This window comes from Agrococcus sp. SGAir0287 (genome assembly GCF_005484985.1).
GTDB lineage: Bacteria > Actinomycetota > Actinomycetes > Actinomycetales > Microbacteriaceae > Agrococcus.
Map to the genome: position 1 here is coordinate 2,962,776 of NZ_CP027942.1, position 12,191 is coordinate 2,974,966.

At 73.2% G+C, this 12,191-nt stretch carries 13 protein-coding genes; 7 read left to right on the forward strand and 6 right to left on the reverse strand.

The window, feature by feature from the left end:
- Window positions 1-4 precede the first annotated feature (4 nt).
- Together C1N71_RS14180 and C1N71_RS14185 are read right to left on the reverse strand one after the other, a co-directional pair.
- A complete protein-coding gene (locus tag C1N71_RS14180; protein ID WP_137757006.1) occupies window positions 5-1,609 on the reverse strand; it encodes an SDR family oxidoreductase in 1,605 nt (534 codons plus the stop codon).
- Window positions 1,610-1,734: 125 nt separating this feature from the next.
- Complete coding sequence (locus C1N71_RS14185; protein WP_137757007.1) at window positions 1,735-2,298, reverse strand: hypothetical protein; 564 nt, start codon at window positions 2,296-2,298, stop codon at window positions 1,735-1,737.
- 234 nt (window positions 2,299-2,532) lie between these two features.
- Between C1N71_RS14185 and C1N71_RS14190 the strand changes: the two genes are divergently transcribed.
- From C1N71_RS14190 to C1N71_RS14210, 5 genes are all read left to right on the forward strand, one after another.
- The gene (locus C1N71_RS14190) at window positions 2,533-3,090 is read left to right on the forward strand and encodes a hypothetical protein (RefSeq protein ID WP_137757008.1); all 558 of its coding nucleotides are present in this window, start codon (window positions 2,533-2,535) and stop codon (window positions 3,088-3,090) included.
- Between the two features lie 27 nt (window positions 3,091-3,117).
- Complete coding sequence (locus C1N71_RS14195) at window positions 3,118-3,336, forward strand: antitoxin (protein ID WP_137757009.1); 219 nt, start codon at window positions 3,118-3,120, stop codon at window positions 3,334-3,336.
- A 129-nt stretch (window positions 3,337-3,465) separates the two neighbouring features.
- On the forward strand, window positions 3,466-3,780 hold the full coding sequence (locus C1N71_RS14200; RefSeq protein ID WP_137757010.1) for a hypothetical protein: 315 nt from the start codon (window positions 3,466-3,468) through the stop codon (window positions 3,778-3,780).
- Between the two features lie 112 nt (window positions 3,781-3,892).
- Window positions 3,893-5,350: an HNH endonuclease signature motif containing protein gene (locus C1N71_RS14205; RefSeq protein WP_175414247.1), complete on the forward strand. Its 1,458-nt coding sequence runs from the start codon at window positions 3,893-3,895 to the stop codon at window positions 5,348-5,350.
- Window positions 5,347-5,976, forward strand: coding sequence for a GyrI-like domain-containing protein (locus C1N71_RS14210; RefSeq protein WP_137757012.1), 630 nt, complete (start codon window positions 5,347-5,349; stop codon window positions 5,974-5,976). Before C1N71_RS14205 ends, C1N71_RS14210 begins: the two co-directional genes overlap by 4 nt.
- On the opposite strand, the gene C1N71_RS14215 is transcribed toward C1N71_RS14210, so the two are convergent.
- Window positions 5,977-7,263, reverse strand: coding sequence for an ATP-dependent DNA helicase (locus C1N71_RS14215; RefSeq protein WP_137757013.1), 1,287 nt, complete (start codon window positions 7,261-7,263; stop codon window positions 5,977-5,979).
- A gap of 132 nt (window positions 7,264-7,395) precedes the next feature.
- Here C1N71_RS14215 and C1N71_RS14220 point away from each other — a divergent pair, with 132 nt between their 5' ends.
- Together C1N71_RS14220 and C1N71_RS14225 are read left to right on the forward strand one after the other, a co-directional pair.
- Complete coding sequence (locus C1N71_RS14220; RefSeq protein WP_137757014.1) at window positions 7,396-7,596, forward strand: three-helix bundle dimerization domain-containing protein; 201 nt, start codon at window positions 7,396-7,398, stop codon at window positions 7,594-7,596.
- A 102-nt stretch (window positions 7,597-7,698) separates the two neighbouring features.
- A complete protein-coding gene (locus C1N71_RS14225; protein WP_175414248.1) occupies window positions 7,699-8,511 on the forward strand; it encodes a class II glutamine amidotransferase in 813 nt (270 codons plus the stop codon).
- A gap of 15 nt (window positions 8,512-8,526) precedes the next feature.
- Here the strand turns inward: C1N71_RS14225 and C1N71_RS14230 are convergent, their stop codons facing one another.
- The 3 genes from C1N71_RS14230 to C1N71_RS14240 form a co-directional block, all read right to left on the reverse strand.
- Window positions 8,527-9,336 (reverse strand): TetR/AcrR family transcriptional regulator, encoded by an 810-nt coding sequence (locus C1N71_RS14230; RefSeq protein WP_137757016.1) that lies wholly within the window; start codon window positions 9,334-9,336, stop codon window positions 8,527-8,529.
- Between the two features lie 126 nt (window positions 9,337-9,462).
- Window positions 9,463-10,233 (reverse strand): histidine phosphatase family protein, encoded by a 771-nt coding sequence (locus tag C1N71_RS14235; RefSeq protein WP_137757017.1) that lies wholly within the window; start codon window positions 10,231-10,233, stop codon window positions 9,463-9,465.
- On the reverse strand, window positions 10,230-12,158 hold the full coding sequence (locus C1N71_RS14240) for a cytochrome c oxidase assembly protein (protein WP_254678024.1): 1,929 nt from the start codon (window positions 12,156-12,158) through the stop codon (window positions 10,230-10,232). The genes C1N71_RS14235 and C1N71_RS14240 overlap by 4 nt, the downstream gene beginning before the upstream one ends.
- Window positions 12,159-12,191 lie beyond the last annotated feature (33 nt).

A 12,191-nucleotide genomic window follows, 5' to 3' on the forward strand; every position in this document is an offset into this window, starting at 1 on the left:
CACGCTACCGCGGCTCGCCCGCGGCGCCCTCGTCGCGAACGCCGTGCGCGCCCGTGTCGCCGGGATCGGAGGACACGGTGGCGAGCTGCTCGGCCTCGGCCGTGATGCGCTCCGCCATGCCCTGGAAGATGAAGTGATGGAAGGGGATGAGGACGGCCCAGTAGAGCCGGCCCGAGAGCCCCTTCGGGAAGAAGACCGCGCGCTGCCGATACGTGCTGCCGTCGCCGCGCGGCTCGACCGACAGCTCGAGCCACGCGCGTCCGGGCACGCGCATCTCGGCGCGCAGCCGCAGCGACCGCCCGCGCTGCAGGTCCTCCACGCGCCACCAGTCGACCTGCTCGCCGACGCGGATGCGCTTGCGGTCGCGGCGACCAGCGAGCCCGGCGCCGCCGACGAAGCGATCCATCCACCCGCGCGCCGCCCACAGCAGCGGCATCGAGTACCAGCCGTTCTCGCCCCCGATGCCCTCGATCATCTGCCACACGGCCTCGGGCGGCGCCGACGAGTCGCGCTCGCGCTCGTCGGTGCGCACGATCGTGCCCGCCCACTCCGGATCCGACGGCAGCGGGTCCGACGGCGGCGCGTCGTCGCCGGATGCGTCGCGCCAGGAGGTCTCGACCTCCGCGTCACGCTCGCGCGTGAGGGCGAGCGCGACGGCGCGGCGGTAGGGCACGAGGCCCTCGGCGGGCGGCGGGATGACGTCGTCGATGCGATGGTCGTGCATGACGCAGTCGTGCACGAGCGAGCCGATGAGCGGCACCGCGATCTGCCGCGGCACGGGCGTGACGATGTTCACCCAGTGCGAGGCGAGCCACGGCGTGAGCACCGGCAACGACGCGATGGGCCGCTGGCGCAGGCCCGCCTCGACCGCGTAGCCGTTCATCATCTGGCCGTAGCGCAGCACGTCCGGGCCGCCGATGTCGTAGGCGCCGTGCACGTCGTCCGGCAGCGTCGCGGCCGCGATGAGGTAGTGCATGACGTCGCGCACCGCGATCGGCTGCACGAAGTTGCGCACCCACCTGGGCGCGGGCATGTAGGGCAGCACCTCCGTGAGGTGTCGGATCATCTCGAACGAGGCCGATCCGGATCCGATGACGATGCCCGCCTGCAGCACCAGCGTCGGCACGCCGGAGGCGAGCAGGATCTCGCCGACCTTCACGCGCGAGCGCAGGTGCCGGGAGAGCTCACCCTTGGGATGCAGCCCGCCGAGGTAGACGATGCGGCGCACGCCGGCGTCCTTCGCGGCGCGGGCGACGTTGCGCGCCTCCTGCGCCTCCTCGGTCTCGAAGTCGCCGCCTGCGGACATGGAGTGCACGAGGTGGTAGACGACCTCCATGCCCTCCATCGCGTCGCGCACGGCGTCGAGGTCCGCGAGGTCGCCCTCCACGACCTCGACGTCCTTCGCCCAGGGCACCTCCGCGAGCCGCTGCGGGCTGCGCGCGAGCACGCGCACCGTGTGCCCGCGATCGACGAGTCGCGGCGCGAGCCGCCCGCCGAGGTAGCCCGTCGCGCCGAGCACGAGGATGCGTCGCGGGTCGTCGGTGCGCGTCACGGTCGGCTCCGCAGGCAGGTCGTCGGGATCGACGGGCGACGCGGCGTGCTTCGGCATGCCTCGACGCTACGGTCGACCGAGCGCGGCGCGCCGCACAGGCGGTGGGGCTGGACAAGCGCCGGATGCGGTGCAAGCGACGCCGCGACGGGCACGCGCTCGGGTCCGCGCGGCAACGGAGCGACTCAGTCGCAGGGCTCGGCGTCGAAGCGCGCGCTGCCGCCCGCCGCGTCGCTCGTCCAGGTGAAGGCCGCCACCTCGGCGTCGCCGTCGAGCACCGTCCACCTGGTCTGGAGCACGACGACCGTGGCCTCGCCGCTCGGCTGCGGCAGCGTCTCCTCCGTCTCGCTCGACTCCCGGTCGACCTCGTACCCGGCGTCGGCTGCCGCCTCCGCGATCGCGGCGTCGGCGAGGTCCAGCGAGGCCGGCCGCGCGACGGCCTCGACGATCGACGCGCACGCGTCGGGTGCCTCGCCGGCGGACGTCGCCACGCTCGCTGCCGGCTCCACCTCCGCGGTCCGCCCGGCGAGGTCGCTCGCGAGCAGCGCTCCGCCGACGATCGTCGCGATGCCGCCGACGACGAGGATGGCGGTGCGCAGGCGCCAGCCGAGCGGCGAGGGCTCCTGCGCGTCGGGGCGACGGTAGAGCGGGGCGACGAGCGCGCGCCAGATGGGGCGCAGCAGCAGCCCGGCCACGACGAGCAGCGCGCCGAGCACCATGAGGGCGATGGCGAACGCGAGCGGATCCACGCGCACACGATAGGACTCGTGCCTCGACGTCGCCCTGACGTCGCCACAGCGCGCGGGTCGATGCCTCGGCACGCGAAGCATCTCGCACGATCGTCTCGATAGGATGAGGCCGCTGGATTCCTGGGATCGCGGGCCACGTCGGTGCGCTGCAGGTGATTCGGCCGCCGAACCACACACTTCCTGGAGCACTGTGCAGCGCATCCCGTCGTCCGTCGCGCGCGCGGCGGTCGCGGCATGAGCGACGACGCGATCGACGCCCTCGTCGCGGCGATCGGCGCCGCGCTAGATCGCCTGGCGGCGACGGTGCGCGACCTCGACGACCTCGACGCCCCATCGCGCTCGTCGAACGCATCCCGCCGCGCGCTGCTGCGAGGACTCGCGACGCATCTCGCGCACGTGACGGCAGCCCTGCGCTCGTGCCACGCGCCCGAGGCAGCGCTGACCTGCACCCGGACGGACGAGGTGCTCGAGGGCCCTGCGCTCGCGGCGACGCTGGTCGAGCGGTCCAGGCAGCTGCGTGCGGCAGTGCGGCGCGCTCCCGCCCCTGCCGTCGCCGGCAGCGCGCTCCGCGACGAGCTCGACGCCGCCCTCGCGCGCATCGAGATCTGCCACGTCGGCCTCGACGCGGGCTACGACCTGCCCGACCTCCCCGAGCGTTCTCTCGACGCGTGCGCACGCGTGACCGACGCGGCAGCCCAGCTGCGCGACCTGCTGCCGCCGCGTCCGCGCATCCGCCCTACCGCTCGGCGCGGGCCGGGCATAGCCTCTCCCCCAGGCCGCCGTTCGTCGTGAGCCGCGGCACCGACCGAAGGAGTCAGCATGGGCGCGCTCGACGACCTCGCCAAGAAGGCGCAGGGCTTCGTGGAGGAGAACAAGGGGCAGATCGAGGAGGCCCTGCAGAGCGAGAAGGCCGAGGAGGTCAGCGACACCGTCCTCGACGCCGTCGCAGGCAAGATCGACGACGTCACGGGCGGCAAGCACTCGGACGCGATCCAGAATGCTCGCGAGCAGATCGACAAGCGCATCGGCAACGAGTAGCGCAGGACGGATGGAGGGGCGCGGCCACGTGGGCCGCGCCCCTTCGTCCGTGCTCGCCGCAAACGGCCGCGACTCGAGGTTCGAGCGTGGCGCGGCCGATCGGCCCCGTGGTGCGCCTAGGGTCCGCTCATGAGCACGCTCGGCGACGATCCCGATCGAGACCCGGCGCGCGTGCGCTTCCCACCCGCGGGGATCGTCCTGCTGGTCGTGACGATCGCGCTCGTCATCCTCGGCACGTGGCTCGCGGTCCAGGGGATCGATTCGTACGCGTCCCAGGAGCCCGAACGACGCATCGCGCAGGGCGAGCTGGGCCTGGCGCTCCTCGCCGCCGGCGCAGCGACGCTCCTGGCGACCTTGGTCGTCGGCGCGATGCGCTCCATCGCGCAGCAGCAGCTGGATGTCCTGCTCGCGCGCGTCGTCGGATCGGGCGAATCGGCCGACTGAGTCGGATGCGACGGTCCTGGCGCCTCCGGCCACGATTCGCCTTCCACAGGTCGCATGGATTCGAACATACGTTCGAATCCATGGTATGCTTCGTATGGCGAAGGGGCAGCGGATGCGCGACGAGGCGACGGTCGAGACGGCGGTCGTCGACGCGCTCCTCGCCGGTCGCGAGTCCTGGTCCGGGCTGCTCGATGCCGAGCTGCTGACCGTCGTCGACGAGCTCGCGGCGCGCCGCCGGGCGATCGACGCGGCCCTCGCCCGCGCGACGGCCGAGATGGCGCGACGCTCGGACGACCTGCCGCCCGCCGACGCCCTCGTGCGGCGCGCCGGCCACCGATCGGCCGCCGAGATGCTGCAGCAGCGCGTCGGGCTCCGCTCGCGGGAGGCGCGCGTGCTGTGCGCGGTCGCCGACGCCACGCGGTCGACCGTCTCGCTCTCGGGCGCGACGATCGCGGTGCCGTTCCCGCACGTCGCCGCAGCGCTCTCGGCGGGCTGGATCTCGCTCTCGCAGGCGCACGCGATCGTCGAGCCGCTGCAGCGCTGCGGCGCACGCGTCGCTCCGGCCGACGTCGAGATCGCCGAGCGCGACCTCGTCGCCCGCGCGATCGGCGCTGCGGAGGGGGACGCCTCGCCGCAGGTGCCCGAGGCGCTCTCGGTGCTCGCGCGCCGGTGGCTCGACCACCTCGACCCCGACGGCGAGGAGCCGCGCTACGACGAGCAGCTCGCCGGTCGGTTCCTGCGCCTGCGTCGGATGGCCGACGGCTCGGTGCGCGGCGAGCTGCGCTGCACCCCCGAGGTCGGCGACGCCATCCAGACCGTGCTCGACGCCGAGGTACGGCCTCGACGCGTGACCTTCGCGGCGTGCGACGGCGACGCGGAGGCGGAGGAGGAGCGCGACGATCGGACGCTCGACCAGCGACGCATGGACGCGCTCGCCGCGATCGTCGCGCACCACGGCGCGTCGGCCTCCCCGCGCGTCTGCGGCGAGGCCGCGACGCTCACGATCGTCACGACGGCCGATGCCCTCCACGGCGAGCCCGCGAGTCCCGACGACCGGCCCTGGCTGCGACGATCGGGCGACATCGTGCCGGTCGCGGTCGCCGCGGCCCTGCTGTGCGACGCCTTCGTGCAGCCCGTGCTGCAGGGCGACGACGGCGAGGTGCTGCGCCTCGGGCGCCGCAGGCGGCTCTTCTCGACGAGCCAGCGACGCGCGATCGTCGCCCGCGATCGCCACTGCCGGGCGCCGGGCTGCTCGGCACCCGCCGGCTGGTGCGAGACGCACCACGTCGTGCGCTGGGCGGACGGCGGCGTCACCGACGTCGCGAACGGCATCCTGCTCTGCCGCTTCCACCACACCGAGGTGCATCGCGGCGCGCTCGAGATCCGACCCGTCGAGGACCGACCCAAGGATGGCGCGATCCCGGAGGAGGACGCGATGGCCGACGCCGGCCATCGACCTCCCCGGCCCCGATCTCGAGCCGAGCGGCTCCCTGCGCTCGCGCGATGGCGCGTCACGAGCCGGCATCGCCGCAGACCACGCACGCGTACGCCGATCCCGATGCGGACATGAGCGACGCCCCGTCGCGTCCCCGTGACCTCAAGCGCGAGCTCGACGCGTACCGGGCCCGCGAGGGCGAGCTGCGCATCCTCGACGTGCCGCCACTCACGGCCCTGTCGATCGACGGGCACGGCGACCCGAACGCGACCGAGCGCTTCGGGCTCGCCGTCGGTGCGCTGTTCCCGCTCGCGTACGCGCTGAAGCAGGCGGCGCGGCGCGAGGGCCGCGACTTCGTCGTGATGCCGCTCGAGGGGCTCTGGTGGGCCGACGACATGGCGGCGTTCACGCACGAGCGCGACAAGGCTCGCTGGCACTGGACGTTGCTGATCGTGGTGCCCGAGCACGTCGACCGTGACGCGCTCGACCAGGCGCGCGCGAAGGTCGAGCGCAGGCGCGCGGCGCCCACCCTCGGCGACGTGCGCCTCGAGCGTCTCATCGAGGGCCGCTGCATGCAGACGCTCCACGTCGGCGCGTTCGACGACGAGGCAGCGGTGCTCGCGCACATGCACGACGACGCGATCCCAGCCTCCGGGCACCGCATGACGGGCCGGCACCACGAGATCTACCTGTCCGACGCGCGGCGCACGCCACCCGAGCGTCGGCGCACCATCCTCCGGCAGCCGATCGCGCCGATCTGATCAGGCGCTCGCCGCCTGCGCCCTCGTACGCACCTCCGAGATGTACTCGCGCACGCGCTGGTCGACGATGATGTCGGCTGGACGCAGGGGCCGCGACAGGTAGAGGCCGTCGAGGCTCGTGAGCCGCGACAGCGCGACGTACGTCTGCCCCGGGCTGAAGGCGCGCGAGCCGAGGTCGACGATCGCCTGGTCGAACGTCGAGCCCTGCGACTTGTGGATCGTCACGGCCCACGCGAGCCGCAGCGGGAACTGGGTGAACTCGGCGACGACGTCGCGCCGCAGCTCCTTCGTCGCCGGCGAGTACTGGTAGCGGTAGCGCTCCCAGACCGCCGGCTCGACCTCGTGGTCCTCGCCGTCGACCTCGACCCACACGGTCGCGCCGATGTCGACGACGCGGCCGATCGATCCGTTGACCCAGCGCTGCTGGGAGTCGTTGCGCAGGAACATGACCTGCGCGCCTTCCTTGAGCTCGAGCACCTCGTCGGCCGGCAGCGCCCGCGGGCCGAAGTCGCCGGACACCTCGGCGACCGCCTTGCGCACCGAGCCGGACAGGCGCGCGAGCTCGCGCGCGTTCGTGCGCTGCACCATGTCGTTGCGGGTGGCGAGCGTGAGGATGTCGTCCTCGGGTGGCGTGCGCGCACCCGCATCGTTGAGCAGCTGCGCGACCTCGGCCGTCACGGTGCCGTGGCGCACGGCGTTGAGCGCCACCTTGAACTCGAGGTCGGCCTGCCGGTGGATCTCGACGAGCTCGACGGTGTGCAGCTCTGCCTCGAGCCACGCGCGTGCGTCGAAGAACCACATCGACCGGTAGTGGTCGGCGACGTAGGCGCGCTCGTCGGCGTCGCCCGGCACGGGCGCGAGCTGGTACGGATCGCCGAACATGACGACCTGCACGCCGCCGAACGCCTCCGCGGGCCGCTGCCTCGCCTGTCGCAGCGAGCGGTCGATGGCATCCATGAGGTCGGCGTTCACCATCGAGACCTCGTCGATCACGAGCGTCTCGATCGCGTTGAGCAGCTTGCGGGTCTCCTGCGTCTGCTCGATGGCGGCATCGCCGATGAGGCCGAGCGGCAGGCGGAAGAGCGAGTGGATCGTCTGCCCGCCGACGTTGAGGGCCGCGACGCCCGTCGGCGCGCAGATCGCGAGCGCCTTCGACGTCTGCCACGCGAGATGCTGCAGCAGCGTCGACTTGCCCGTGCCCGCGCGACCCGTGATGAAGAGGTGGTCGCGCGTCAGCTCGATGCGATCGAAGACCGCCTGCTGCTCCGCGGTCAGCGACACACCCATCCGTCCAGGGTACGCGCGGGACGCGTGCTCGAGCGGCTGCCCGCGCACCCTGTGGATCGACGCGGGCTGCGGAGTCGGTCGCCATCGATGGCCGCCCTTGCCCTCGCGCCGCTCGCATGTCAGCGTCGACGCATGAGCGGCACCGAGGCCGAGCCCGACGCGGTCGTCGACCACGTCGTGCAGGCGATCACGACCCGGCATCCCGAGCTCGACGGCGAGACCGTCGAGCATCTCGCCCGCGAGGAGCACGCGAAGCTCGCGGGCAATCCCGTGCAGGACTACGTCGAGGTGCTCACGGAGCACGCCGTGAAGCGGCGGCTGCACGACGGCTGAGGCGCCGCTCCCCGTCGACCTCCTCTGTTGCGTCGCGTGACGCGTCGGTGACACGACCGTCACGCGAGCGCGAGAGGATGGAGGGGACGAAGGGGGATGCGCATGTGCCGACTGCTCGGATACGCCGCCCCTCGCGCGACGACGGCAGCGGCCGTGCTCGGCGAGGCCGACGCGCGGGAGTGGCAGCGGATGGGGCGCCTGCACGCCGACGGCTGGGGCACCGCGTGGGTCGACGAGTCCGGCGCCGTGCAGCGGCACCGCGATCCGAGCGATGGCGCGACGAGCCCCGACCTGGCTCGCGCGATCGGCGAGGACCTCGCACCGGCGCGCATCGCGCATCTGCGGCTCGCGACCGAGGGCATGGGCAACGTGCTCGGCAACACGCATCCGTTCCTCGTCGACGGCATCGCCTTCGCCCACAACGGCTCGATCCATCCCGTGCAGGAGCTGCGCGCCATGGTGCGACCCGAGGAGGTCGAGCGCGTCGGCGGCACGACCGACTCGGCGATCGTCGTGGCCCTCGTGCTGCGCGAGGTCGCCCGCGGCGTGCCGCTCTTCGAGGCGGTGACGTCGACGGTCGCGCGACTGCGCGAGCGCTTCGCGACCTCGGCGATCAACCTGCTGGTCCTCTCGGCCGACGAGCTCATCGCCGTGCACGCCAACGAGGGCGCGCCCGTGCCGTTCGACCTCTTCGAGGAGTCGGGGCTCGGCATCGACCTCCCCGCCGACCACGTCGACCACTACTACCAGCTGTCGTGGCGACGCGAGGCGGATGGCGCGATCGCCTTCACGTCGAGCGGACTCGCGAGCGAGGGCTGGCAGCGGATGGCGCAGCACACGGCCGCGCGCGTCGACCTTGCCACGCTCGCCTTCGACGTCGTCGACCTGCCGCAGGCCGCGCGCCGCGCGGCGTAGCGCAGCCGACGCTGCTCAGACGGGCGGCTGCGGCGCGTCGGCCGCCGCCTCGTGCGCGACCGCGACGGGCGGCGTCGCCTCGACGGATGCGAGCGAGCGAGCATCGTCGCCCGCGACCAACGTCGGCGCCGCGCTCGGCAGCGTGGGTCGCGGCGAGGGCAGCGTCGGCCGCGGCTCGCCGACGGACGCGCGCACCTCGAGGCGCGACGGCAGCAGCCCGAGGCGACGGCGCGAGATCGCCCGGGCGACGTCGTAGGCGAGGTCGAGCAGGTGCTCGTCGCCCGCCGGATCGTCGACGAACGCCGCCGCGACCACCGCGTCCACCACGTGGAAGCAGTCGACGAAGCGGGCGCGGAGATCCGCATCGATCACCGCGCCGGAGCGCGCGCCGATGATGTCGGCGACCCGATCCACGAGCCCGACGACGACGGCTCCGCGCGGCCTCGTCTGGCTCGGCAGCCACTCGCCCGTGCGCACCGAGCGGTATCCGGGGAGGTCGCGGTACACGTCGACGTACGCGTGGAACAGGGCCGTGAGGTCGTCGAGCACGTCCTCGCGCGCCTCGGACGCCACCGACGCGAAGCGCTCGCCGAGCACGCGGACGTTGCGGTCGGCGAGGCCCTGCAGGATCGCGAGCCGATCGGGGAAGTACCGGTAGACGGTGCCGACCCCTGCGCCGGCGCGCTCGGCGACGAGCGTCGTGGTCAGCAGCTCCGGCCCCACCTCGTCGACGACCTCGGCGGCGGCGGCGAGGATCTCGTCGATGCGGTCCGAGGCGCGTCGCTGCACGGGCGGGGTGCGCAGGCTGCGGCGGTCGGGGCTCATGCACGCCTCCTCGGCTCGTCGACGGGTCGTGCGACCATCATGGCCGCGTCGCGACGAACGTCGGACACCGTGTCGCGTTCTCCGTACCCTACTCGCGCGCACCAGGGGGACGACCGCGTGCTCCGCTCAGGCCGCGAACGCCTCCGGGCGCTCGCCGACGCCGACGAGCGTCCACGCCCCGTCCACCAGCCGCACCGTCGAGATCGAGCAGTTCGGCAGGATGGTGTTCGGCGTCATCTCGGGCGTCATCTGCCGCAGCAGCGTCGTGATGAAGCCGCCGTGGCTCACGACGAGGGCGGTGCGCTCGTCGCCGGGCGCCGCGCCGGCCGTCGCGGTGCGGATGACGTGCGCGAGCGCGCGGTCGGCGCGCACGACGGTCTCGGCGGCCTTCTCGCTCCGGCCGGTCTCGTCGAGGTCGGCGATGCCGTCGAAGATGTCGCTCCACGTCATCCGCTCGGCGAGCACGCGCATCGCCGACATCTCGCGATCGACCTCGAGCCCGTGCTGCGCGAAGAGCCGCCCCCAGACCTCGACCGACGGCACCTCCTCGTGACCGCCGAAGTTCCACTCGCGGAGGTCCTCGCGCAGCTCGAGCGGCGGCGGCGAGGGATGCGCGGCGAGGATGCCCTCGGCCGTGAGGCGCGTGCGCTCGAGGTCGCTCGAGAACGCGGCGTCGAAGGGCACGCCCGCGAGCGCGGCGCCTGCGGCCGCGATCTGCCGCTCGCCGAGCGCCGTGATGGGCGAGTTCGACCAGCCCTGCATGACGTGCGCGACGTTGTACTCCGTCTCGGCGTGCCGCACGACGTGCAGCGTGAGCGAGGTGCCGCCCGCGAGCGCGCCGAGCTCCTCGGGCAGTCGCTGCCCGTCGGAGGGGACGGTGGTGGTCGCATCGGTCATCGGTTCGACATCCTCTCGAGCATTGCGTTGTACTCCTGCAGCTCCGCGTCGCCGTCGCGATCGGCCTTGCGGTCGACGCGACGCTGCTCCCGGCGGTCCGAGCGCGCCCACAGCACGCACGTGATCAGGGCGAGCGCGAGGGCGGGCAGCTCGCCGATCGACCAGGCGATGCCGCCGCCCACCCGCTGATCCTCGAGCGCGTCGACGCCGTTGCCCATCGCGCCGAACCAGTCGGCGAGCAGGAGCCCCTCGCTCGTCATGATCGTGACGCCGAAGAACGCGTGCGCCGCCATGGCTGCCAGCAGCAGCACGATGCGCATCGGGTACGGCGTGCGATGCGGCGACGGGTCCACGCCGATGAGCGCCTGCACGAAGAGGTATCCGGAGCCGACGAAGTGGACCACCATCCACACGTGGCCGACGTGGTCCTCCATCGCCCAGCGGAACAGCGGCGAGAAGTAGAAGATCCACAGGCTCACGATGAAGATGCCCGTCGCGACGATCGGATGCCCGATGACGTGCATGTAGCGCGAGTGCACGATCGCGAGCAGCCACTCGCGCCCGCCCCGCGTGCCGTCCGTGCGCTTCGCGATGGCCCGCATCCCGAGCGTGACGGGCGCACCGGGCACGAGCAGGAGCGGCACGGCCATGCCCAGCAGCATGTGGCCGGCCATGTGGAACGAGAACTGGTAGTGCTCGTACACCGCGAGCGCACCCGACGTCACCCACCACAGCAGCGCGACGCCGGCCAGCCACAGCACGGTGCGCAGCACGGGCCAGCGGTCGCCGCGGCGACGCAGGCGCAGGACGCCGGCCACGTAGAAGAACGCGAGCATGGCGCACACGACCGTCCAGAGCGGATCGAGCGACCACTCGGTGGCGAGGCGCGACGCCTCGAACGTCGGCGGCAGCGGCGAGCCGGTGAGGATCGTCGCGGGGCTCGAGTCGACGAGCGCCTCCGAGATGGGCGTCGGCGTCTGCGCGAGGCCGTTGGCGACGCCCATCGCGACGCCCATGAAGGCGAGCTCGGCGACGAGGAACCAGCGGATGCGGCCCGTCTCGACCGCGCGCGGGATGAGCCGCGTGCGCTGCCATGCGCCGAACGCGCCGAGGACGACGAGCAGCGCGGTCTTGACGAGCACGAGCATCCCGTACGGCGTCGCGAGCCCCTCCCAGCCCGTCCGCACCCACGCCGAGACGACGCCCGAGAAGCCCACGACGAGGAACGACACGAGCGCGAGCGACGAGTAGCGGCGCATGGCGTCGGCGAGGCTCGGGCTGCGGTCGAGCCGCAGGATCACGAGATGGATCAGCCCGCCGACCCAGATGCTCACGAACACGAGGTGCAGCCACAGCGAGCTCGTCGCGAGCGTGTGGTTCTCTGCCGTGCCCGCGTGGCCGGCGGCGGCGAGCAGCACGAGGGGTGCGACCGAGAGCACGGCGACCCAGGCGACGCCGGCGGCCGAGCGCACGACGACGAGGAGCGTCGTCACGACCGCGAACGCGAGCGTCGCGGCGCCGAGGTACTGGCCGCGCTCGATCTGCGTGAAGAACTGCAGGAACGAGTCGGTGAAGGTCGCGTCGATCGACAGCGGGCTCGTGACGAGCGTGCGGAACGCGAGGAAGGCGACTGCGGCGGATGCGGCCGTCGCAATGCCCGCAGCCGCGGCGGCGACGTCGATCGCACGATCCCATGCCTTCGACCCCGGCACGAGGGCGAAGCAGGAGAGCACGAGGCCGCCGACGAGGGTCGCGGTCGCGATGTCCTGCAGCAGGCGCGCGATCGGGGTACCCCATCGCACGACGGCGCCAGGGTCGCCGACCGTCAGCGGGGCCGCTCCGCCGCCGAGCTCGAGCGCGACGATGACGGCGAGGAGCCCTGCGGCGACGACGGCACCGGGACCGATCAGTCTCGCGCGTGCCACGCATCCAGGGTATCGGCGGACCCTATGGGCGCC